The sequence below is a fragment of the Nostoc sp. genome (assembly GCF_036917275.1).
Classification (GTDB): Bacteria; Cyanobacteriota; Cyanobacteriia; order Cyanobacteriales; family Nostocaceae; genus Nostoc.
This window is the reverse complement of sequence record NZ_JBALDF010000059.1, coordinates 17,881-43,160: the sequence shown is the minus strand read 5'-3', so window position 1 is coordinate 43,160 and position 25,280 is coordinate 17,881. Positions and strand designations below refer to the sequence as shown.

At 41.5% G+C, this 25,280-nt stretch carries 13 protein-coding genes, 3 pseudogenes and 1 riboswitch; of the genes and pseudogenes, 4 read left to right on the top strand and 12 right to left on the bottom strand.

All coding sequences use genetic code 11. The features are described 5' to 3' along the window. Positions 1–240: 240 nt before the first annotated feature. The 6 genes and pseudogenes from V7K35_RS22515 to V7K35_RS29795 all read right to left on the bottom strand — a co-directional run bounded on the left by V7K35_RS22515 (position 241) and on the right by V7K35_RS29795 (position 12,631). Positions 241–1,410 (bottom strand): cupin-like domain-containing protein, encoded by a 1,170-nt coding sequence (locus tag V7K35_RS22515; protein WP_335081777.1) that lies wholly within the window; start codon positions 1,408–1,410, stop codon positions 241–243. Between the two features lie 59 nt (positions 1,411–1,469). Further along, the gene (locus V7K35_RS22510) at positions 1,470–2,408 is read right to left on the bottom strand and encodes a cupin-like domain-containing protein (RefSeq protein ID WP_335081775.1); all 939 of its coding nucleotides are present in this window, start codon (positions 2,406–2,408) and stop codon (positions 1,470–1,472) included. Positions 2,409–2,497: 89 nt separating this feature from the next. Beyond that, entirely contained in the window at positions 2,498–7,405 is a 4,908-nt protein-coding gene (locus V7K35_RS22505) for an aminotransferase class III-fold pyridoxal phosphate-dependent enzyme (RefSeq protein WP_335081772.1), read from the bottom strand. Between the two features lie 12 nt (positions 7,406–7,417). Continuing rightward, positions 7,418–9,508 (bottom strand): non-ribosomal peptide synthetase, encoded by a 2,091-nt coding sequence (locus tag V7K35_RS22500; protein WP_335081770.1) that lies wholly within the window; start codon positions 9,506–9,508, stop codon positions 7,418–7,420. Positions 9,509–10,382: 874 nt separating this feature from the next. Further along, positions 10,383–11,177, bottom strand: a pseudogene (locus V7K35_RS29800) (calcium-binding protein); the annotation flags it as partial. 590 nt (positions 11,178–11,767) lie between these two features. Beyond that, on the bottom strand, positions 11,768–12,631 hold the full coding sequence (locus V7K35_RS29795) for an alkaline phosphatase family protein (protein WP_442939755.1): 864 nt from the start codon (positions 12,629–12,631) through the stop codon (positions 11,768–11,770). Between the two features lie 326 nt (positions 12,632–12,957). On the opposite strand from V7K35_RS29795, the gene V7K35_RS22490 reads away from it, so the two are divergent. Then, a complete protein-coding gene (locus V7K35_RS22490) occupies positions 12,958–13,890 on the top strand; it encodes a LysR substrate-binding domain-containing protein (protein WP_335081768.1) in 933 nt (310 codons plus the stop codon). Positions 13,891–14,237: 347 nt separating this feature from the next. On the opposite strand, the gene V7K35_RS22485 is transcribed toward V7K35_RS22490, so the two are convergent. The 4 genes and pseudogenes from V7K35_RS22485 to V7K35_RS22475 form a co-directional block, all read right to left on the bottom strand. Then, positions 14,238–15,398 carry an FAD-dependent oxidoreductase gene (locus V7K35_RS22485; protein WP_335081765.1) on the bottom strand — a complete coding sequence of 387 codons (1,161 nt, stop codon included), beginning with the start codon at positions 15,396–15,398 and terminating at the stop codon, positions 14,238–14,240. Between the two features lie 122 nt (positions 15,399–15,520). Further along, positions 15,521–15,655, bottom strand: a pseudogene (locus V7K35_RS29790) (IS701 family transposase); the annotation flags it as partial. A gap of 274 nt (positions 15,656–15,929) precedes the next feature. Further along, positions 15,930–17,639 carry a voltage-gated chloride channel family protein gene (locus V7K35_RS22480; RefSeq protein ID WP_335081763.1) on the bottom strand — a complete coding sequence of 570 codons (1,710 nt, stop codon included), beginning with the start codon at positions 17,637–17,639 and terminating at the stop codon, positions 15,930–15,932. Positions 17,640–17,734: 95 nt separating this feature from the next. Further along, on the bottom strand, positions 17,735–18,136 hold the full coding sequence (locus V7K35_RS22475; RefSeq protein WP_335081760.1) for a hypothetical protein: 402 nt from the start codon (positions 18,134–18,136) through the stop codon (positions 17,735–17,737). A gap of 72 nt (positions 18,137–18,208) precedes the next feature. After that, positions 18,209–18,284, bottom strand: a riboswitch (Fluoride riboswitch). Positions 18,285–18,577: 293 nt separating this feature from the next. Here V7K35_RS22475 and V7K35_RS22470 point away from each other — a divergent pair. Then, entirely contained in the window at positions 18,578–19,585 is a 1,008-nt protein-coding gene (locus V7K35_RS22470; protein WP_335081757.1) for a YeiH family protein, read from the top strand. A gap of 146 nt (positions 19,586–19,731) precedes the next feature. Here V7K35_RS22470 and V7K35_RS22465 read toward each other — a convergent pair whose 3' ends face one another. Beyond that, the gene (locus tag V7K35_RS22465) at positions 19,732–20,214 is read right to left on the bottom strand and encodes a hypothetical protein (protein WP_335081755.1); all 483 of its coding nucleotides are present in this window, start codon (positions 20,212–20,214) and stop codon (positions 19,732–19,734) included. A gap of 236 nt (positions 20,215–20,450) precedes the next feature. Here V7K35_RS22465 and V7K35_RS22460 point away from each other — a divergent pair. Next, positions 20,451–21,285 (top strand): annotated as a pseudogene (locus V7K35_RS22460) (sulfite exporter TauE/SafE family protein). Between the two features lies 1 nt (position 21,286). Beyond that, positions 21,287–21,676 carry a DUF1634 domain-containing protein gene (locus V7K35_RS22455; RefSeq protein ID WP_335081752.1) on the top strand — a complete coding sequence of 130 codons (390 nt, stop codon included), beginning with the start codon at positions 21,287–21,289 and terminating at the stop codon, positions 21,674–21,676. Between the two features lie 268 nt (positions 21,677–21,944). Here the strand turns inward: V7K35_RS22455 and V7K35_RS22450 are convergent, their stop codons facing one another. Continuing rightward, positions 21,945–25,046, bottom strand: coding sequence for an esterase-like activity of phytase family protein (locus tag V7K35_RS22450; protein ID WP_335082028.1), 3,102 nt, complete (start codon positions 25,044–25,046; stop codon positions 21,945–21,947). Between the last annotated feature and the right edge of the window lie 234 nt (positions 25,047–25,280).

Below are 25,280 nucleotides of genomic sequence, written 5' to 3'. Positions count from 1 at the left end.
TAGCCAACAAATCGCACTCATCTTACAAAATCGCATTGCTTCCCAATCTCTGTTGGTGGGTCAAGTAGGCATTGCACTGAGATGGCTGTAAAAACTGCAAGTTCCCTTCAAAAGGCTTGATTTGTTGTTGATGGGGTCTTTTCTTCCAATGATGTAGTAAATTATCAAATCTATACATAACAAGGTTTTCCAGACCATCTTGCCAGAAATTACAAGGATCTCGCCACAATGCCATCTTACTCAATTGGGATCTAAGGATGCTAAGAGTCTTCCAAGATTATCTAGATAGGAAGAAATATTAGATTCAAGAATAGTGAGTCTACTCTGGCGATTTTCAGAAGAAGTTAACGAATTAACCAGATCGCGAGTCAAATCTTGACTAAATTTATCCCAGTTCGAGTTAGTTAGGTAATTGATCGTGACTGCAATTGAGGGGGTCAGCATCCGTGTTGTATGCCACCATCCACTTGGCACAAAAATAGTTTCCCCTGGCTTGACAATTACTTTAAGAGGAGTTGCCTTTGCAAATAGTGGAAACTGCTCCAAGTCTGACTGATAGATATCTGGAATCAAGGATCTATTTGATGACATATCAACTGGGTAGAGATATTCAGTTTGAACGGGCGAGTAAAGGGTAAACTCTTTTTCCCCATACACTTGCATGATAAAAGCATGTAAGTGCCAATAATCAAAGTGTAAGATTGGGAACTTTGTCCCTTGACCTGCAATTAGAAGCTCCAAGAAAGCATTTCGCTGTTTTATTGGATCGGCTGCTGGCATGTAAAGCATCGGACTCAAAAGCCGATTATACTGAGAGTAAAGTAGTGTAGGTTCAATATCTGCAAGTAGTTCAGGGAATAGTCCGGGAATATCAGTATCTTTGAGATATGAACAAGGTTTCTCTTCAGTTGAAGCAAGAACTAAATCAATAAAATTTCGCAGTTGATAGCGTTGAGCATCAACAGTTACTTCTTTTGAGCCATAGTTTTTTTTAAAGTATTCAGGAGTCCATGTTGACAATGCTTTCCAATCTTTGATTGCATCAGTGATGACAACAGGATGCAATGGGTTGAGATAGTGACTGACAAACTCTTTATAGGATAAGTTAGCCACTTTCTCAATGGTCATCTTTTCTGGTTGAGCTATTAAGCTACCATAAGAATTTGCGTTAGCAGGATTGGATTTGCTCAAGAAATTTAGAATCTCTTCTTTACGATCTTTCATTTGAGCCAGTAAATCAGGAGTCAGTGTTTCTTTAGGAGCTTTATAGCGTAAGTGATCGCCTTCAATCCATAACTTTACATCTAACTGTTGAAGCTCTGATACAAACTTATCAACCATTTTCATATGTTTATCAGCTAATGACTTGATCGAATTCTGGTTATTTGTAGATGGTTTAGTTAGTGACATATTAAAAAACCTAATTTTAATCTGGTATATGCTTTGTTTTCAACAATTACGACAGATGATTATCGCTTTAGCGACCTCATTGCCTCTTGGAAAAGTTTTGCTGGGGCAGTAATTCTTTTTATACCGGATTGAAGCACTTCATCATGATTTTCTGGCTTTCGTTTAGAGAACATTTCGACAGCAAAAATTTTGGTTCTATCTCGTAATACAGACTGGCCTGGAGGAGTTGGCAGCATACCTAGTTTTCGGAGATAATAATTAACCTGATAAATTCTGGCGTGTAAATCGCACGTCTTCAAACAAAAGTTAATACTCAGGGAAACAGAGTAATTATCTCTATTTTTAACCCAGTGTGGGGCTAGTACTGGATGGTGAATTCCTTTTCCTGGAACTAAGTGGTTCACACTTGCCTTGTTCTGGTTCTCCTCTCGGTAATTCGCTGATGAGACATGCCCTAAATAGAAATTCTCAATCTCTTCCTCTGTCAACACAGAGCGATCATTTTGATCGAACAGATGGACATCCTTGTCACCATGTATTTGAAATAAGAAATTACAATCATGGTCAATATGGTAGGGGGTGATTGAGTGAGGAGAAGAAACAATAATGGTAGCTATTGACCAGGTAATCTCTCGATGTAAAGGAACAGTTGTAAGGTCTTCAAGTTCAATCAAGGTTTTATCTAGTAAAGCCTTATAGTCTGGGTCCACATGGGCACTCTTAAACATTATAAAAGAATCTGATTCCTGAATGTTTAAGAGTGCTTCTACAATTTGCTTTTTCCTTGATAATTGCTCCCATTTCATTCCAGGATAATTGCCGTTTTTACAACAAAAAATTTGTCCTTTAGGAAAGAGGTTATTTGCCAGATCAACCAGACGAGGAATCTCAAATAAAGGATGCCCTACAAGATTATGGGAGAACATAAATGGAGAATGGTTAAACTTCTCTTGAAAGCCTGGGGTATCCACCCCAATAATGCGTTCAGGAAGCGTCAAGCTGGGCTGCAAAATTATCGGAGATGAACTCATAAAATGCCTCCAAATTACTATTATTTATACTTACCTACTTAGCTCAAAAAACTATTTCAGGAAACACTTGCGACTTGTAAATATTTCCCAGGTCGCTCGGTATCGGGGATATACCAAGCGGGGTTCCCTTGGGGATCTCTTCCTAATCTGGCATCAGGTTGTGGAGGACGATTGCGTTCTACTCCATTGTGGCGATCGCAATTTGTTACTTCTATGGGCGGTGCAGACAAGAAGCCAGCAGACTGCATTTTGGCAATACTTTCTTTAAAGGCTGCCATCACAAAAGCCAGATCGGCTTCAGAATGGGCTGTCGTTAAGAAGCAAGGACGATGATCCCAAGTATGTACTCCCTTATCCCGCAGCAAGTAAAATAGCAAATCTCCGTAGGGAAACTCTGGTGCAGACTTCACCATGAACAGAGAGCCGAAATTATAGGCTGTAAACGGAGCCTGAACTTGCTGGAAATAGCCCATAAGTTCCGCTACAAACTTATCGGTTCTCGCATTAAGATTTTGCTGCAAGCTGGGACCACAATGGAGCAAATGCTGAAGCACTGCTTTGGCTGCTGCTAGTGCTAGAGGATGGCGGACGAAGGTACCAGCAAAGTAAGTCACGCCTACCTCTGGAACTGAGTCATCCCCAAACTGCCAAAACCCACCATCTAGAGCATCCATATATTGCGATTTGCCAGCAATGACTCCAATTGGTAGTCCACCGCCCACAATCTTGCCGTAGGTTGCTATATCAGCTTTGATCCCAAAATGCGCTTGAGCGCCACCTTGATGAATTCTGAATCCGGTAACGATTTCATCAAAAATCAGGGCAATACCAGCTTTCTCCGTAAAATCACGCAGTTTGTGGAGGAATTCCTTGGGCTGGTATTCAGGGCGACGGCTTTGCACAGATTCAACCATTACTGCTGCTAACTCATCAGCCCGATTTTTAAGGATTTCTAGGGACTCAGGCGAATCATAGTCTAGTACCAAGATGTTCTCTACCATTTCCGGTGGGATACCGGGAGCAGCAGGAATTGACCGGAGTTTCTTTGTTCCCCGAACAATTACTTCATCCAAAATGCCGTGATAAGCTCCAGAAAAGATGGCGATTAAGTTACGCCCTGTGATTGTGCGTGCCATCCGCATCGCTCCCAGAACTGCTTCTGAACCTGTGTTACAAAAGGCTGCTCGGTCAAAGTTGGTCAACTCACACATCAGCCGTGCCACTTCTCCAACTAAGGGAGTCTGGGGGCCAATTTCCATACCGAGTTTCAGTTGTGCTTCAATTGCTTCGGTAATGAAAGGTGGCGACCAACCAAACAAATTCAAGCCAAAGCCATTGCTTAAATCAACATATTCATTACTATCAATGTCCCAAAGTTTAGAACCCGATGAACGAGACGCTACGATGGGGTAAACCATCTCTTTCATGGTCGGGTTAAACCCAGAAACAGTTCTTGGGTCTGCCAGATAAGGGCGATGGGATTGAGTATATTCTTTGGATTTTTTAGTCCGTTGTGTATATCTTTGGATAATTTTGTCTAGATGAGTTCGTTGGTGCGCTGTCAGAGTTTTAGTCTGGGTCTTTTCAATTCGAGCTGCCGCACCAAATGCCTTTTTTGCACCATTTGACTCCGTGTCTACCGATGCTTGTAATTCTTTGCTCGTTTGGGTTGGGGGGATAGATACAGCGTTTTGTGGTTTGACACCATTATTTTGAGATGTCGCCGCAGGTACAACTGGGATTGTTACAGATTGACTGTTGTTAGCCAATAGCGCCAATTGCTGAGTCATGATTTGCAGCTGCTGATTAATCACATTTTCGAGGAAACTGGATGCAGCAGGTTGCGGAGAAATCTGAGGTACAGATCCATTTGGATGAACTTCATGGACTACCAAAGTGGGTGATGTGGTTGCAGGTGCTGGTAATTGTACTTCTGGAGTGGGTTCTGCAACGGTTTCTATTAATCCTAATGCGGATAGAGTTTCGGCAGACAAGGCTGGATTGATAAAGTCAGCCAGTGTTCCTAAATTGGGGTAAATTTCTAGTAACTGCCTAAGTGTGACCTTGACTTGAAATTTTTTCTTCAACGCTAGCCCCACTTGAGTCAGGGACAAGGAATCTAATCCCATTTCCAAAAACGTTGTCGAGTCGTCAACACTAGCAATTTCCAATCCTGAGGTTTCTTCGATAATTTCTTTTAGCAGAGGAATGAGCTTTTGCTGAGGGTATGTTTTCATAGTTTGGGTCTTTTCTAATAGGCAATTTGGAAGTTTAGGAGTTGATGCACAATTGGGATGAGGTGGAGGATCAATCCAGAAGCGTTGGCGTTCAAAGGGATAGGTAGGCAGAGAAATTCGTTGTCGCGTTTCCCTTTGATAGAAGTTGCTCCAATCTATAGTTACTCCCGCTAGCCACAGTTGTCCTACTGCCTTCAGTAATGCCGTCCATTCAGCTTCGTTCTGGGCGTTATCACCGAGAGAAGCGATCGCTATCTGTTGTTTAATATCTTTTGCTTGTTGCCGGGCTAGAGTCGTAGTTGTGATTCGCGGCCCCACCTCTAACAGTATGCGTTCTGGGTGCTGCCATAGGGTTTGTACACCCTCCGCAAATCGCACAGTCTGGCGTAGATGTGTAGCCCAATACATCGGATCAGTTGCTTGCTGGGCTGTAATCCAGTCAGCAGTAACTGTAGAAACAAAGGGAATTTGGGGAGGTGATAATTTAACCTTCCCAACTACCTCAGCAAATGGGGCAATGATGCTATCCATCATTGGAGAGTGAAAAGCGTGGGAAGTGTGTAAATGGCGACAGACAACTTCTTCGCTTTCTAGTTGTTTTTGCAGAGCCGCGATCGCCTCTCTTGGCCCAGAAACGACACACAGAGAAGGGCCATTAATTGCTGCGATCGCTAGTTCTGTGCTCAATCGTGGCTCTACTTCTTTGGCTGGTAGGCGCACTGAGAGCATAGCCCCGAATGGTAACTCCCACATTAAACGACCGCGATTTGCAACCAACATCAGCGCATCTTCTAAGGTAAATACACCCGCAATACAGGCGGCGACAAATTCGCCAATACTGTGACCAATCATGGCTTGGGGCTTGACTCCCCAACTTTGCCACAGTTGCGCTAAAGCGTATTCAATGACGAATAATGCTGGTTGGGTAAAACAGGTTTGCCGCAGGAAGATAGCCGCAGTTTCGCTATCGCTCGGTGCGGGATACATGATTTCTCGTAAATCCTTGCCTAACAAGGGTTTAAGGATTTGAGCACATTCATCTACTACCTCCTGAAACACAGGTTCGCGGTTGTAGAGATTCAGTCCCATGTTCACATATTGCGATCCTTGTCCGGGAAACATGAAAACAACGCCTGGATTGCGGATTTCTGGATGACGGGTATTTACTTGATTTGGATCTAAAGATTGTAGGGCTGCGATCGCATCTGTTATATCGTGACAAACTATACTGCGTCGATAGTTTAAGGCTTTGCGCCCTCGCTGTAGGGTATAAGCTACATCGGCTAAGTTAATTTCGGCATTGTATTGTAAATGTTGCTGCAAATTTGCTGTTGCAGCCTCCAAAGCTTCACTAGTTTTTGCCGATAGCAACAATAGCTGCTGTGGGCGAGAAGATCCCGAATTTTGGATTTGTGGCGCTTCTTCTAGCACAATATGAGCATTAGTCCCGCCGACACCAAAAGAACTCACACCGGCTCGTCGCAAAGTTTCACCTTCTGACCATTCAACTAGCTTGGTATTGACATAGAAAGGGCTGTTGGCGAAGTCAATCTTAGGATTGGGAGCCTCAAAATTTAAGCTAGGTGGAATCTTTTTATAATGTAGGGCGAGAGCGGTTTTAATTAAGCCTGCTACCCCAGCCGCAGCAACTAAATGTCCGACATTGCCTTTAACAGAGCCGATCGCACAAAATTGTTTCGCGTTTGTATGTAGACGAAATGCTTGCGTCAGCGCTTCAATTTCGATGGGGTCGCCTAAAGGTGTAGCTGTACCGTGAGCTTCAATATAAGAGATGGTTTCCGGGTGAAAGTTGGCATCAGCTTGCGCCATTGCAATCGCCTCTGCTTGTCCGTCTACACTGGGAGCCGTAAAGCTCACCTTATGAGCACCGTCATTATTGATACCAGAACCCCGAATTACGGCATAGATGCGATCGCCTTCATTAAGGGCATCTTCTAAACGCTTGAGGACAACCAATCCTGCGCCATTGTTGAACATTGTGCCCTGAGCGCTGGCATCAAAGGGACGACAATGCCCATCCCCAGACAGCATACTGCCTTCTTGAGCCACATAACCACTGTTTTGCGGTGTAGTCATAGATACACCACCAGCTAATACCATATCGCACTGATAGCTGTTTAAGGCTTGGCAAGCCTGAATAATTGCTACTAAAGAAGTAGAGCAAGCCGTATTAACGCTGACGGCGGGCCCCTTGAGGTTAAGCTTGTAAGCAGCACGAGTGGTCAAAAAGTCTTTTTCATTTGCTAACATCGTCTGGAACTCGCCAATGCGATCGACAATTTCCATACGACCAGAAATATGGTTAGCAAAATAAGTATTTTGACCACAACCAGCGTACAAACCAATCAAACCATCGAAAGACTCTGATTCATAACCAGCATTTTCTAGAGCTTCATGAACCAACTCTAGGAAAACTCTAGCTTGTGGATCTATAACCATAGCTTCGAGTGGATTAATACCAAAGAAAGCAGCATCAAAGGTTTCCCCCCCAGCAATGATTCCTCTAGCTTTCACGTAACTAGGATCTTTGCAAAGGTTCGGGTCAATACTAGGATCTAACTCCTCATCCTTAAAAAAAGTCGTTGACTCTAATCCCTGACACAGATTGCGCCACAACTCATCGACATTCCCCGCGCCAGGAAATCTTCCTACCATGCCAATAATGGCAACACCATCAATAGGATCTTGGTTATCGGATGCTTGCATATTCACCATTGCTTAAACACCTTGTTGATGATTACGGCGACGAGTCCGAGCTGCTTGTTGGCGTTGGGCGCGATTTTGCAGCTTGTCATGAGACGGTTGGCTGTTCTGGTTTGAATGCAAATACTTTGCTAAAGAGCCAATCGTTGAATACTGAAATAGCTTCACAGTAGGTAGCTCAATCCCAAGCTCCTGTTGCACCCGCACAGCAACTTGCAGAATTGAGATTGAAGTTCCTCCCAAATCAAAGAAATTATCATCAATTCCAACGCGATCGATTTTGAGCAGTTCAGACAAAATACCTGCAAGCAAATGCTCTAAATCAGTTTGGGGAGCAATATAAGCTTGTTCCAGTTGCGGACGTTCTTTACTTGGTGCTGGCAATTTATGTCTATCTACTTTGCCATTTGCAGTTAAAGGCAGTGACTCTAACATCACAAACGCTGATGGCAACATGTAATCAGGTAGTCGCTGCTGTAAGAAACTACGTAATTTATTATGTGTATAACTACTGTTGTAGTGAGCAACAATATAAGCTACCAACTGCTTTTCACCTGTTTTATCCTGACGGGCTAAAACGACAATTTCCCGAACATCAGGATGTTGTGCAATCTCCCGCTCAATTTCCCCTAGTTCAATTCTGAAACCGCGAATTTTTACCTGATTGTCAATTCGACCTAAGAACTCGATATTGCCATCTGGAAGATAACGAGCTAAATCTCCAGTTTTGTAAAGGCGCGTTACTAAATTCTTATCAAAGGAGTGAGAAATAAATTTTTCGGCAGTCAAGTCGGGACGATTCAAATAGTCTCTAGCTAATCCATCACCACCAATGTATAATTCGCCAGTTTCTCCAATTGATACTGGTTGGAGGTTGTGATCTAATATATAAACTTGGGTATTAGCAATTGGGCGACCAATAGGAATAGAGACGCCTGGTTGCAGTGGTGCTATTATAGTATGGCAGCAGGTAAAAGTTGTATTCTCAGTTGGCCCATAACCATTAATTAGCTGACAATTCTCTACTGTTTGGAGAAACTTCTGTACATGGGGAACAGATAAAACATCACCACCTGCTAAAAGTTGACGCAAGGATTTTAAAGCATCAATTTTTTCATCTACTATGAGATGGAATAAGCCAGCTGTCAGCCAAAGAGTAGTAACTTTATATTGTTGAATAATCTGCCCTAATTCTTCTAAAGACGGTATATTAGGAGGGCAAATTACTAGTCGCCCACCGTTAAGTAAGCAACCCCAAATTTCAAAAGTTGAAGCGTCGAAGGAAATAGGAGCAAGTTGGAGAATTATTTCTTCAGCCGTTAGTTGAACATAATTGGTTTCTTTGACTAACCTAACTACACCACGATGGATAATGCTAACACCTTTGGGTATACCTGTAGAACCTGAGGTATACATAACATAAGCCAAGTTGTCAGCAGTAATGTTAGTGCTTAGGTTCTCATTTTTATTTTGGGCGATACCTTCTAGTGCGTCCGCTACGCCTAGCTTGCTTTCCCATAGTGGTATGGTGGGCTTTGCCAACGCATTCCAATCTGCATCTAGGCAAATTACAAATGCTGTATGAGTAGGTAATTTAGCAACTAGTTCTTTTTGAGTTAATAGTACTGATAGCTGAGTATCTGACAGCATGAAAGCTAAACGTTCTTGGGGATGCCCTGGTTCTAATGGCACGTAAGCTCCACCTGCTTTGAGGATAGCTAAAAGTGCTACAACCATTTCTAAAGAGCGCTCTATGCAGATTCCTACAAGAGTTTCTGTTCCTACCCCTACTGTTTGCAGATATTGCGCTAGTTGATTAGCACGACTATTTAAATCTCTATAGGTGAGATGCTGATTATCAAAGATTAGTGCTACAGCATTAGGTGTTTCCTCTACTTGTGCTTCAAACAATTGATGAATACACGCTTGCTGAGGATAATCAGTTTGAGTCTTATTCCACTCGACTAGCAGGTGTTTGTCGGAGTATTTCAAGATAGGTAATATTAAATTATCTCGTTCTAAGTTATTTTCTGATGATGAGGCTTGATACTCATTTACCAGCAATTCATTTTCATTTTTAGCTAAGGAATTAGTTCTTGATTCCATATTTAATTTCTGCAAAAAATATATTTTTTTGCAACCTATGTAGTTTTTAAGTAGTCCTATATTTTTAACTCAATCAATTTTTGGGTTAGTGATACAGTTAAGATTCTAAAATCTACAAAAGAAGAATGAGTAATTCTTGATAAATATTAAAGGTTATTCCAAAATTCACATTAAAGATACTTTTGTATATTAACGATATAGATTTTGGGATAAACCAGTGAACCATGTAAAATCGAGGATGATATCGTTCCGGATAAATGAGTAACGAAAAATTTAGTGTATTTAAGATGATAGTGTTATTTTCATAAATTAGGTATGAGGTAACCAACATAATAGTATATGACAATTAATATATCTACAACATCACGTAAGGATGTTAAAGCTTTTGTATGTTTCATCTTTAGTATTTTTACTTAGTATTTATAGTGACGTTGTTAGCTTTGAAATTATATTTAAAGACTAATTTCACAACAAATTATGCTCCAATCTTACAATGTTTGTATGAAAGGGCACTGACGCTAAGATCTAGTTCTTTCATTCTGACCTATTTCCTCAAAATCATAGTTATTTTCAATACATCTTCATTGAAAATTTAAACTTTTGAGATGGTTTGCAATGGGAGTATTAAGAGTTTCAGAGAATTTTTGCGTAAGTTCTGAAGTTTTTTAGCGCTAATCCAAGCGTATTGGTCGATAAGTAAGTAAGTCGGCATCTCTTCGGAGGTAAGTTGGACTGTATGAACCAGCGAAATGATTGTAGGGTGGGCATTGCAATGCCCACCCTACAATCACGAACTATTTGCTGTAGTCTACGCAATTGAAAACCGTTGTTTCAACTGGATAGTTAGGCTGCTACGCTGCACTAGGCGAATAGACTAAGGTACGACGCTAGCAGAGAAAACGAAGTCATTTGCAGTCAAGCTAGTTGAGGTAATTCCCAGCAATGAAACCAACTCTGTATTTCCGGTTTTCACCAGAGTCGTACTACCTTGTTGCAATAAGGTTAAAGCACTAAACTGAGTGACGCCAACACCGCCAAGCCCGATTTTATCAATCCCAGTTGTAAAGTCAGTAATAATGTTCTTGGTAGTTGGCAAACTGGCGTTAGCAATCCAGAATTGATCAGCACCAGCACCACCACTGAGGCGTTGGCGTAGCCCCCCGTAGGGATCGCCACCTCCTTGACCGGCAAATAGCACATCATCACCATCGCCACCAAATAGCAAATCATTGACACCAGAGAAGAGTTTATCATCACCATCACCACCGTAGAGACGGTTATTGCTACCTTGACTCTTGAGGGTGTCGTTACCTGAGCCACCGAATAATGATTGACGAGAACCTTCAATTACTGTGAGAGTATCATTACCTGCTCCCCCAAACAAATTATTACTATCATTGGCTTCAACTACGGTAACTTGGTCATCACCATTGCCACCATCGACACTCGTGTTGCTAGCAGCACCATTTTGACCAACAAAGATATTATCATCACCATCCCCTGTGGACACTGAAGAGTCACTGCCAACCAGCACCGTATCTTCACCCCTTCCAGTCTGGATTGTGTTACCCTTAGTACCTTCTACAAAGTCTGCTCCGTCACCTGTGAATAAAGTTTGATTTGGCTTGAGGGTAACATCATCACTAGTGGTAGAACCAAATTGAATATCTAGTGTTGTTAGTCCAACAGTGCGACCAGCAAACCCTGCTGCTGTAAAGTACTGAGTATTACCTACATTTTGAGAATCGAGAATAGTTGCTTGACCATTAGTAGTTTTTTCCGAAGTCAAGACTTCTTTAGTTGAGGGAACTACATCCGGGCCTCCCACCAGTGCTTCTGTTATGGGACGACCTTTCAAATCGCCATTACTGGGAATATTCAAACCCAGAATACGAGCAAGTGTAGGCGTTACATCAGCATTACTGACGGGCGCATAGTCGACATAGCCTTTTTTAAAGTCAGGGCCAATAGCCTCCATGTTATTGAAGGTATCACCTCGACCAAAGCTGCCATGCATCCCCTGCCCTTGCTGCAAAGTTGTATCAGCAATCTCTACCTGAGCTTGAGGGTTGTTTGGGTTGTTTGGGTCGGTGCTAAAGGTTTTGAAGTTGATCACAATAGATGGAACTGGTGTTTTAGCATCACCTTTTAGCCCGATCGCACTCAGTGGTAAAGTACCTGCAATAGTTCCATAGGCATCGTCTACGAAAATACCACTGATGTAGTCTTTTTGTGAGAGCAAATTCACTACCTGTTTAGCTAGGGCAGCATTTTGACCCCAGCTTTTGAAGTAGGGCCATTGATACCTGGTGTCAAGCTGTTTAAGCTATCACCCTGATTGTGTTGAGTACCATCGGGATCTCTTGACCAGTAAACTAATGCGAATGGTTTACCGTCTTCTTGAAACTTGGGTAAAATTACTTTGGTTGTAGCATCTGCAAAGTATTGTTGTTGAGCCACGTTGGCATTCAGGGTGCCAGGAGTTGTATTGTTACCAGCTGGCTGGACTCGCTGTGTCGGTTTTATATCTAAACCAGCGGCTTGTAAGCGCTTGACAATATCTTGATCAAGTGGAATAGCAGAAGGTGAACCAGCGGTCGTAATAGGTGGTGTTGCACCATTCGTACTATCATCAATAATAATTGGCTTGGGAGTAGGAATAGTACCCGTAGTACCACCTTCTCGGTTAACTTGGGTGACATCTTGGATAGCAACAGGCCCTAATTTACCAACGGCTGCGGTGTTGAAACCCTGCGATCGCGCGTAAGCTAAAAGTGACTCTTCATCTAAAAAGTTGTTACCGGGAAACTTTTCGTCAATATCACCCAAAACTGCATCATTTTCAATAAATGGTGTGACACTACCATTGGCATTAGCACTAGGAAAACCAGTGTATATAGTGTTACTAAAGTCACCTGTATCACCAAGATAATGCCCCGTTGCGATCGCAGCAGCATTCGGGGTGGTGAATGTCGGAAACAGCGAATGACTATTGGCGAAACTAACTCCTTGCTGACGGATGCTATATAAAGTTGGAGTATCAATGGGGTTTACAGAGCCGTTACGCAATCCATCCGCAACAAAAATAATGACATTTCTACCGTTGCCGTTTGTATCAGCCATGCCGACTACTCCTTAAATATTGTAAGCTACGCCTACGCAGCAATTGTGTGTTTGTATGAGCGATTAATTACACTTAACCCAAGCCAAAATTTAGCTACAAAAACCTAACTAGTATTTGGCAAAAAAATACTTAGTGCTTACACAAATTAGTGGAGACAATTAAATGAATGTAATGGTCACTGACTCAAAAGATAGTTGTTCAATGTTTAAGGAAAGTTATGAACAAGTTAAAATTTTGGATTGAACGCTGCGATCGCAATCCCATGTAGTCTTAATATAAGGACATTTATAACTCGAATAATTTAGCGCTTTTATACATGGCAAGGATGACCATTGACCAGTTACAGATTTTCCTGGCGGTGGCGCAGCATATGCACTTTACTCGCGCTGCTGAGGAACTTTACATCACTCAACCTTCTGTAAGTGCTGCCATCCAAAGCCTTGAGGAACAATATGCAGTGAAACTGTTTAATCGCATTGGTCGTCGCATTGAACTAACTTTAGCTGGCAAAATCCTCCAAGTAGAAGCACAAAAAATTTTGACTCAGGTGGAGTTGACTGAGCGAGGATTGCGAGAATTAAATGACCTGAGACGGGGTGAACTCAAGTTAGGTGTAAGCCAAACTATAGGTAATTACTGGCTTCCGCACTTCATTAGCTTATTTAAGCAAGAGTATCCTGATATCTCTGTGGATTGTACATTAGGTAACACTACTGAAATTAGCCAAGGAACAGTTACAGGATTGTTTGACCTCAGCCTAGTGGAAGGGGAAGTTGAACAATCCGTTTTGGCTTTTCTGGAACAGAAAATTGTCGGCGGAGATTGTCTGCAAATTGTTGTTGGTCAATCTCATCCTTGGTTTGAACAAATGGCAATTGAGGTAACAGAATTAACAAACACTGCTTGGGTAATGCGCGAGAAAGGCTCAGGAACCCGTCAGCAGTTTGAGCAAGTGCTAAGACAGTGGGGTATTGAACCAACCGAGTTAAATGTAATTTTAGAGATGAAAAGCGGTGATATGGTCAAAGCAGCCGTTGAAAGTGGGGTAGGAGCTGCGGCGATTTCCAATCTCATTATTACCAAGGAACTACGTCTTGATATGCTTCGTTGTATTCAAATTACAGGTATAGCGAGAAATACTAATGATCTAAATCTACTCTCACGATCCTTCTTTTTATTAAAGCATCGAGAACGCTTTCAAACCCGCATTTCCCAAGTATTCGAGCAATTGCTAATATCGGCTCAATCTGCACAATAGCAGCTTTGATTTGTGTAGGCTTTTTTAGGCGGTCTTTTCGGTGCGAAGGTGGCGATTGGGCTATCTAATGCTGTTTTGGAAAAGGTGTTTGGAGTTGCAATATTAGCGATCGCAGTTAAAATGATATTTTCACGCTAGCGATCGTGCTGCAAAATACTGCTATTCGCACTCCTGTTGGTATCAGTCTCGGCGCAGTTTCAGATTCAATCAAATCTAATCTAAACAATCTATTCTCAGCTTTTTATGTTTATAACAGAAGACTCTACTTTCAAACTTGTTTCACAGCACGATGATGTCTTCCTGAATAAAATGCAAATCCAAACTCCTTTCTTTTTCAGAATTGAAAATTACTTTCCGCCAAAAAACGCCAGCATTTTTTCGAGCGAGTCTGTGCTGTGCATCCGTTCTCCATTTTCTAAAGACTCTTGCGCTGCCTCTGCCGCTCTTTTTCGCATTTGGTTTTCGTAAGAAGCAATGGCAGTTTGTATATCACTAAAATTTTCGTTGCACAAACACTCGCTCAATTCCAAAGCATCAAACATAGCCATGTTTGCGCCTTCTCCTGCAAAGGGCGGCATGACATGGGCGGCGTCGCCGAGCATAGTTAAGTTGGGCAGGGCTTCCCATGTTTGATTCAAAGGCATACAATAAATAGGACGCGGAATAAAAGGTGTTGCCGCATTTTCAAACAGTTCGCACCAGATATCGCTCCATTCGCAATATTCTTCTTTAAACCATGCCAGCATTTGTGTTTTATTAGAATAATCCAAGCCGCTATATGATGCCCAGTTTTCATCTATTTTGAAACTTGCGTAAAAAGTTAAATCTCCGCTGCCTTTCAGACCCATTAATAAATTCTTTGTGTTTCCGAAAGCCATAATTTTTCCGCCATTCAGCAATGCATAAATATAAGGCGTTGCTTTTTCTGCATTATAAACATTGCCTTCAAGCATTGTAATGCCTGAATAAAAAGCTTTGATATTGGTGATGTATGGACGGATTTTAGAATTGGTGCCATCAGCAGCAATGATAATATCTGCATAATAAGATGAACCATTTTTGAAATGCAGCAACCAACCCTCGTTTTGCTTTTCCATTGAAATAAAATGACTGTCCCACACAACCGTTTCCAGTTGTAAAGATTCCAGCAATATATTTCTTAATGGACCACGATCAATTTCAGGGCGAAAATGTTCACTGCCAAAATCTTCATCAGGCTTGGTTTCGTGGTCACTGAAAAAGATTTTTGCCCGTTCATTAAATATAAGCATCTTATCTGCACCGGGACGAAAATTCTTTTTAAACTCGCCTACTAAATTTGCTTTGCGTAAAGCCTCCATTCCCGACTCTTCATGCATATCAAGCGGCGAGCCTATCATCCGAGCCTCTTTATTAAAATCTCGTTCATATACTTTTACGTTTGCACCTTTCAATTGTAAAAGTCGTGCTAAGGTTAGTCCGCCAGGACCGCCACCAACTATAGCAATTTGTTTATTTTGTATCAACATATCTTATTTTCATCCCACTCGAACTTCACTAATCAAATTTAGGAGAAAGTTTGACTCGAAACAACGCCGTGCGCGAGCGACAGAACGGTCCCAATTACCCGCCGCATATAACCTTAAACGCCTACGCTATCATGAGACAAATCTTCTATAATGTCTGCCAAACGTGTGCAGCCTGGATACTTTGATTCTACCAGTAAAAACAAAGTATAAGTGTTGAGGTCATACTTTGCTGTAGATGGCTTAATAGTGGCTCTGATAATCTGAACCCGCTTATAGAGACAACATAAATTATCCGTCTTTCAAGTCCTCAGAGAGCTAGCGATCGCACATTTTTTACTACTCCATTTATTGCTCAATTTGTCAATGGTTAAGTTCTGTCGGCAACAGATTAAAACCACCAAAGCTAAATGCAATCTGAATTTATTAATTGCGAATTTCTTTAAGTGGCTTCTTCTACTAGCGCGGTAGAAATAGGCTTTCCACGCCAAATATCTGACTCATCAATATAAATTGTCAGTTGCTCTAAAGTAATCATGGTAATAATTCCTCGCATCTTAATAAAACAACTCTTACTTGTTTGAGTTCATCCGTATGTTCATCTAAAAAACGTCGCAGCTTATCCTCTCGGTCAATTAATTCTAGACATTGCGGGAGTTTGTGATGAGGAAATTCATGATGGTCGTGGTGCAAAGCATCTCCTTTTAAAAATCCCATTGAAATACGATGTACTATGACTTGTTCAATGCCAAAATATTTAGCACGAGCAGCTAAATAATAAGTTAAAGATGGTGCTGTTAATTTTCCCAAAAATATTTTTTTAGGTACGCGAGAGCCAGAGTGAAAATATAAACGCAAAACTGTCAAATTCTGCATTTCAATTTCTTCTCCTTGACGTACAAATCCCCAAGAATGCAGGTCGTTAAACAAATGAATTTGTTTTTCAATCTTTTTTTCCGCAGTCTGAGCAGTTTCTAAGGCTTGGGTTGCCATTTGCCCTTCTTGCACAGGCATAAAATGGTATTTGCCTGAGCCAATGCGTTGTGCATTATAGATGCCAGCATGACCAGAAAAAATATAGCTTGCTACACAAGCAATACCAACAAAGACTCCAGATTCTAAACCAAAGAGTTCAATTCCCATTAAAGTTGAAGCTATTGGTGTATTTGCTGCTCCACCAAAGACAGCAACAAATCCCATTCCTGCAAGTAGTGGTGCTGGGAGCGCTAATATTAAAGACAAAGCATTGCCTAATGTTGCACCAATAAAAAATAGGGGGGTTACTTCTCCTCCTTTAAAACCTGCCCCTAAAGTCAAAGCAGTGAAAGCTATTTTGGCAGCAAAATCCCAAGGTGGTAACTGGGTATTAAAAGCATCAACTATTGTCGGAATACCCAGTCCAATGTATTTTGTAGTTCCGACTGCCCAAACAGCTAATGCTACAATCGCACCACCGATCGCAGGACGTAAAGGAGGGTAGGAGATTTTTTCTTTAAAAATGTGGCTGATTTTGTGAGTCAGCTTGGCAAAAATCATTGCCACAATTCCAAAGATTGCGCCAGCGACAATTGCCGAAATCAGCCCCATGAAGGTGACTGTTGGCACAACAGGTGCATGGCGGTAGGCCGTATGATGCAAACCCAACATTAAGGTAACGCGATCGCCTACAACTGCTGCAACTAAACAGGGGAAAAGTGCATCATGTTGAATTTTACCAATAGCTAAAACTTCTAAACCAAAGACAGTTCCAGCTAAGGGAGTCCCGAAAACTGAAGCAAATCCTCCACTCAAACCAGCCATTAATAAAATTCGTCGGTCAGCGTGTTTTAAGTAGAATATCTTTGTTAACCTATCCGCGAGTGAAGCAGCTATTTGTAAGGCTGTACCTTCACGACCTGCTGAACCTCCAAATAGATGAGTTAAGTCTGTCCCTAGCAAAACTAAAGGAGCCATCCGTAAAGGAATAATATCTTTGGGTTCATGAATTTCTTCAAGTAAAAGATTGTTTCCTGCCTCTACCCGTTTGCCAAACCGATGATAAATCCAACCACTTAAGAAGCCGCCTAGCGGTAATAATGCAATTATCCAAAGATGAGATTCTCGCCAATCGGTTGCCCATTCCAAAGATACTAACAGAGCGGCAGAACCTATGCCGGAAAGAATACCAACTACAAAGGAGATAATTAACCACTTGCTAAGTTGAGGTAAGGCAATTAACTGCTCTAACTGGCGTAATTTATGCATATTTAAATTGCTGATAATCGCTAGTTTGTATGAAAATTCAGATGAAAGTTGTTGAGAATCTCAAATCTGCTTTTCTGGAGATTATCTTCATCTTTTTACTTAATACCTAGCGATAATTCCATCAATTTGAGCTTTTTTAAGATGACATAAAGCTTATTACTGACTGCAACAAACAAATCTGTATATGTATTGATGTTAAAGAATTTAGCTTCTTGAGTAGCAATAGAGACTATTGACTGACTTTCGTTAAATTCTGCTACTCTGAGTTTGGTAACACTGAAATCTTTAAGTGCAGCTAGTAGGTATGCTTGCAAAATATGGCTGGGATTCGCTGAATCAGCAGCTATTTTACTGCTATAGAAAGGGCATTCTGCGCTCACTTCAATTATTCTTGTTAACCAAGCAGCCCAAATTAAAACTATTTCGATGGTTTCTAATAATCGAATTTTGATAGTTCTGAAGTTTACTTTAAATGTTGTAAAAAAAATTACCCCCATTTTATTTACTCCAATTTGACTAATAATTCCTAGTTCTTACCACCTACTTTTTGACAGCAGGTTAATTGCAGTATTGAACTAGAAACTATCAGCCAAGGGGGCGGTTTTCTGGTTGTGCCAGAAGGCGAGTTTCATCACCATTTCTAAAATACCAAAGTCTTTACTAATTTGTCAAGGAATGAAATTATGCTTTTTGGCTCTCTAACTCACTTGAAACTGTTGCATACTCGAACATTGAGAAGAATTCTAGGTGCATTTGAAGGTGATAGAGGAATTACGCATATATGCAAGAACTGTAGTTTAGTTTTCTTCACCTTCAAACTTTGAGTAACTTTCATGTCAAGTGTTAATAGCTTAAACCTATCATACGCATAGTTAAGAACGTTTGCTTCTATTGTTTCAACCACTTAGAGTTATATCAACCCTAAATACGAGGTTGATATGAAACAAGATATTAGAAAGAACAAGAGATTGCAGATACCGCAACTCAGTTCAGAACAAAAACTGCTGTATCGAAAAATTGTATTTCTCTTAGCGGCTGGATTTTGTCTGACTCCTTGGGCTTCACCACCAATCGCGCTGATGTTGGGGATTCTTTTAGCACTAACTCACGAGAACCCATTTGATCGGATTAGTCGCCCAGCCGCTAAATATTTACTAGAAGCATCCGTAATTATGCTGGGCTTTGGAATGAATTTAGCAGTTGTGCTAAAGGCAGGTGCAAGCGGTGCTTTGTTTGCTGTTGGTAGCATCAGTGCAACCTTCATTCTCGGCTATTTTCTAGGGAAATGGTTGAAGATTCCCATCAAAGCCTCTGCCTTAATTTCAGCCGGAACAGCTATTTGTGGCGGAAGTGCGATCGCCGCTGTTAGTTCAGTAATTAACGCCGCAGAAAGCGAGATTTCCGTAGCAATGGGCACAGTATTTGTCCTCAACGCCGTTGCTTTATTCGTATTTCCACCTCTGGGACACGTACTGCACTTGACCCAAGCACAATTTGGAACGTGGTCAGGTGTAGCAATTCACGACATTTCTAGTGTGGTTGGTGCAGCATCACATTATGGTCAGAGTGCGCTATACACAGCCACAGCAGTTAAACTTTCCCGCGGATTGTGGATTGTACCTATTTCAGCAGCAGCCAGCTATATATTTCAGCGTCAACAGGCAAAATCGGGCGATATAATCCATAAACCCCAAGTACCCTGGTTTATTGGCTTGTTTATCCTTGCTTCTGTAGTGCGGACTTTTATACCAGAAGTTGCTTCTTGGTCGCCAGTGGTGACACACATTTCAGAAACGGGTTTGACGTTAACGCTGTTTTTAATTGGTGCAGGGCTATCTCAGAGGATGTTGAAAGCAGTTGGTTGGAAACCGATGCTTCAAGGAGTGCTGCTGTGGATATTTATTAGTGCTACTTCCCTTGGTGTGATTCTATTAGTTGTGCGCTAGTAACAAATATGCCTGAAAGCTAAGTCTTTCATCCATAGCATCGTATAGAAGTTTTATTTGGATTCAGGCGGTTCGCCTTCACAAGGTCAAGGATAGTACATCTTTGTATGCTCAAAATATTTTGGGGAATCCATCAACTCGATTTATTAATTTGATTTAGACTCCTTTGTTAACTCATTTGACTTAGAGTGCTGTAATGTTCCAGCACTGTAAGTTAGAGAAAATTGGCTCCTAATTTCAAAACCTGGAAGATATCCTCCGTGGTAAGGTATTTCTGACAACTTACTGAGCGTCCCTTTAATTTCTGAAATTGGTTTGAATAATTTTTCATTGTTTTGGCTCCAAATGATAATTTGTGTATCTAGCAATTCTTGAAACTCTAAAGCGTGTGACGTTGCCTCATCTAAAGGAGTTTGGCTATCTATAACAATCGCTAAGTTGAGAGTCAACAAAAGTACCGTTTGTATTTCTAATAAATTCTCATTAGAGACTACTTGCGTGCAATATTCGTCTACATGAAAACCAAACTCAGCTTTAAAATCTGAAAAGCTTTGTGTTTGTAGTTGCTGACTTAAATATGGTAGCAATCCGGCATCTGAGTCTAACAGAATCTGGCGAACGATTGGCATTTTGATCATAAATGCTCTACAACTTTTGAATTAAAAACTTTTAAACTAATAATCTCACGTCAGATAGCACCAAGCACATCCATCGAACGGACTTGATTTACCTCAATCGCTCTACTGATTTACTTAAGACATCTTTCGTGCTGTTTTGTGCGTGCATTCTGTAATATTTGCAAACGTAGGCGATTCGGCTTTATAACTCAGTACCTCAATAGCAACTCAAGTAATATAAAACTGACGTGAATATTTTAGAATTTTCTTTACTAGTATGGCTTAGTTCCTTAACCGCAGGTTTTCTCGGTTCACTAACTGGGTTAGGGGGTGGAGTAGTAATTGTGCCAATGTTAACTTTGGCGTTTGGGGTTGATATTCGCTATGCTGTTGGCGCTTCACTGGTATCTGTGATTGCTACTTCTAGCGGGGCTGCATCTGCTTATGTTAAGCAAGGTTTCACTAATCTGCGGTTGGGGATGTTCTTGGAAATAGCGACGACAGCAGGGGCATTAGTTGGGGCAATTGTGGCGGGGATGGTTTCTACTAGAGCGATCGCGATCGTTCTTGGTATCGTTCTAATTTATAGTGCTTACCTGTCGCGTCAACCCCGCGTTGAACACGTTGACGGCGAACCCCCAGATCCTTTAGCAACTTCTCTCCAACTCAACGGTAGTTACCCAACTCAAACCGGACTGCAATCTTACAATGTGCGTGCAGTAAGTTGGATTTGGATTAATGTTTATTGCTGGGATACTTTCAGGATTACTCGGCATTGGTTCAGGAGCTGTGAAAGTGCTGGCAATGGATCGAGCGATGCGTATTCCATTTAAGGTTTCTACCACCACTAGCAATTTTATGATTGGCGTAACGGCCGCAGCTAGCGCTGGAGTGTACTTAAAACGGGGTTACATCGATCCAGGATTGGCAATGCCAGTAATGTTGGGTGTACTACTTGGTGCTTTGTTAGGCGCAAAAGTACTAGTAAGAGCAAGGATTGAGTTGTTGCAAAATATCTTCAGTCTCGTCATTCTAGCGCTGGCAATTGAAATGATTTACAAAGGTTTAACAGGAGGGATTTAGAATGTCTCAACCCAAACGTAGATGGAGCGAACATCAAGTTGAACAGTTCATTGGCAACTTGTTAAGATTTGGGGTACTTGTTGCTACTAGTGTAGTTTTGGTAGGTGGAGTTTTGTATTTGATTCACTATGGTACTAGTCCTGCCAATTACCAATTTTTTCGGGGAGAACCCGCAGATTTTAACTCTTTAGAGGGAGTAGAAACAGCAGTTTTATCAGGTCGTCGTCGTGGCATCATCCAATTTGGATTATTACTATTAATTGCCACACCAATTGCACGAGTTATATTTTCCCTATTTGCCTTTGTACGACAAAGAGATTTGACTTATATAATTGTGACTTCAATTGTATTAATTGAGTTAATTTATAGTCTTGTAGGGGAAAAATCATAAAAAAAGATGGCGTTATATTGGTAGTTTATGCATTTTATTATAGGAAGTGTTGCACAGCACGACTTAAGTTTTTATTATCTATCTGGAATTAAGGTTTGAATTGAAAACCGCTACAGCAGCATCGCTCATTTGATGCAAATTGTTCATAATCCTTATTGGGTAGGAAATATGAGATAAAAAGCGAGGGAGTAATATTCCCTCGCATGACAAAATCGCTACAGCTTAACTAATGAATGAATTTTGAATCTAAGCTGTAATCATCTATTGGTTAAACAACACTAGAAGAAAAAACGAAATCATTTGCTGTGAGGTTGGTTGATGTAATTCCCAGCAATGAAGCCAACTCGGTATTTCCGGTTTTCACGATAGTGTTACTACCCTGTTGCAACAGCGTTAAAGCACTAAACTGAGTTACGCCGACACCGCCCAGCCCGATTTTATCAATGCCGATCGCAAAATCAGTCACAATGTTCTTGCTAGTTGGCAGACTGGCGTTAGCAATCCAGAATTGGTCAGCACCAGCACCACCACTCAGGCGATCGCTACCCCCTTGACCAGCAAATAGCACATCATCACCATCGCCACCAAATAGCGAGTCATTGACACTAGAGAAGAGTTTGTCATCCCCAGAACCACCATATAGACGGTTATTGCTACCTTGACTTTTGAGGGTGTCGTTACCTGAGCCACCAAAGGACAGTTGACCAGTACCTTCAACTACTGTCAAAGTATCATTACCTGCTGCCCCAAATAGATTATTACTACCATTGGCTTCCACTACAGTAACTTGGTCATCACCAGCACCACCATTAGCATTAGTGTTGTTAGCAGGGCTATTTGCGCCAATTAAAACTTGATCGTTACCGTCTCCTGTGGACACTGAGGAGTCACCGCCGACCACCACTGTGTCATCACCTTTGCCAGTCACAATCGTGTTACCTTTAGTACCCTCTACAAAGTCTGCTCCGTCACCTGTGAATAGGGTTTGATTTGGCTGAACGGTAATATCATCACTGCTAGTGGAGCCAAAATTAATTTTTTCAGCTTCAGGTTGACCTAAACCAGGAGCAAGGTTAAGGGGCTTTTCCAACTTCAGCAGTAGAATTTCATCGTTGTCTATTACTGGATGCTGAGGATCATTGCCAGGACGACCTGTAGAGAAGGGATAATTGTTGTCATTAGCTACCAAAATGGTGTTTTTGTCAACAACCAGAACATTTTCAATGGTTTGGAATGGGAAGTTGAAGGTGGTCTTACCGTCCCCATTCAGATCGTTGGGGTCTTGGATGTTTAACAAGTCTGCAACTTCTTCTTTAGCTACATAGCCATTAGAATCTGTTTTAGACAGGTCTACTTTGTAGATTTTCTTGAATTTAGCCGTAGCCCCTTGATTGTTATCCCGTTCAATGACTAAGTACTCATTATCATTAATAACTGCTAAATCCCCAATCGAATTTGAGGGATTGTCCAGTTTATAATAGCGTGGTTGATCACTGTATTTGTGGCTAGCAATGTCAAATTCGTTAATCCGCAAAGCGCCAGGAGTATCACCTTGAACAGTCCCTTCTAGCAGTAGGTAGAGCTTAGTTTTACTGGCGTTGATTGCTCCGCCTTCAAAACCTTTAGAACTAGCCAAGTTAGCAAAGGCATCTCCTGAAAGAACATCGGGATTTTGTGGCGATCGCACCACATTATACTGAGGATCATCTCTGAGTTGATCTCGTACTTTATCGCCAATATCTGGAAAGTCTGTAAATAGCGCATCTACCCCTAATTGATAGAACTGCTGAATTTCTAGTGCTAGCTTGCCTTTGTAATCTGCTGCTAAATATTGATCTTCCGCCCGGAAGGTGTAGGGGTGAACCTGCAAACCTGCGTTGTGAGCATCTTGAATTAAGGTAGTAGGAGGTAATGTTGTCTTGTCGGCATCATCAACTACTCCATCCTTATTGACATCATCGGCTTTACCATCATTGTTAGCATCAGTACCTTTGACGCTAACAATCATCCGCTTCCAAGGGCCAATGCCATCAGCATAAGTGGCAACTTCAGCCAAGCCTTTTGGAGTTCGTAAGTCGCCATAAGTGCGAGTGTCACCACTAACCTTCAGGTCATAAGGCTGACTTTCGATAATCTTACCGTTGATGTCAATGTCACTTGCATCTAGAAGTTGGATAAGTGGAATATTCACGCCTGCCGCAGGCATAATGCTATCATGCAGCTGTTTGAGATTACCCACTTCAAAGGACTGGATGAAGATCCGACTAGGATCAGTGAAGTTATTTGCCTTGAGTGTATCGATTAGTAGCTGACTAATGTTTCGGTGAATTTTGTTTGTGGTGCCTACATAGGTAGCTTCTTGAGCAAAGTATGTGGGGTGCTTAGTTTCAGGATAGATACCAATCTTTTTACCTGTTGTCGCTTCTACATTTTTAACTAGATTGATGATTTCCGTGAAGGTAGGAATTTCAAATTGATCATCGAAAGAATGATCTCGGAAAGGTAGACGTTCTTCTGCCCGTAAAGTCTTGATTTCAGCTAAGGTGAAGTCTTCAGCAAACCAACCTGTAATTGTGTTTCCATCTAAACTTACTGTTTTCTTGCGATCGGCAAACTCTGGATGTTTGTAAACATTTGTGGTTGTATTGTTGAAATTGACAGTGCCATCAGCGTTCAAAACTGCTAAAGCAGGCTCATGGCGAGCAATTAACACGCCATCTTTTGTAACTACCAAGTCAGGTTCAATGAAGTCAGCGCCTCTCGCAATTCCTTGCTTATAAGACTCTAAGGTATGTTCTGGACGATAGCCAGCTGCACCTCTGTGACCAATAACTTTAGGTGCTTCTCCATTTAGAGTCTTGAATTGGTCAGGTGTAGCAATGGGAGCCTCTAATAACTTACCAGTAGCATCAAAATGTAGCAGGTAGGGGCCAAACTCGTCTCCAACCCAGATTGTCCCGTTTTTATCAAAGACGAATGACTCTACATCAAAGTCTGCACCAGTCAGTAATCTTCCTGTAGTTCCCTCATTCACAATTTGGAAAGGAACCTTATTGTTAGGGTCAGACAGTTGGATGTAATCTAAAACTTTAACACTGCCATCTCCATTCTCTGTTCCCTTGAAATTCGGGTCTAGACGATTGATTCGCAGTAGAAAATCTGCACTATTATCTTTGCTACCGTAACCATTGTCTGACAGGAAGTAGAAAGAGTTACTATTAGCGAATTGTACACCACTGAAGCCTTGAATTGGCTGTCCTGGGAAAGGCCCCGTTCTGCCATTGGCTGAGATTTGCTTACCAGAAGCTGGGCCATCACTGAAGGTATCAGCAGGTAAAGAGGCAAAGCCTACTAACTTAGTTGCCATAATTAGAATGTTTTTTGGGTATTTTGATTTAACTGGATCACAAGCTTAGGACTTACGCAAAAATTGCTAAAAAGCTTAATTTATCGAACCGCCAAGACGCCAAGAGCGCCAAGAATTCGTAGAGTGTGCGTAAGTCATAAAGCTATTCAAGTTCTCTCATTGCATTAGTTGTGGGAAAAGTAACTTATGTTCTCACGCAAAAAACCGGAATTACGGGTAAATTTGAGAATTACAAAA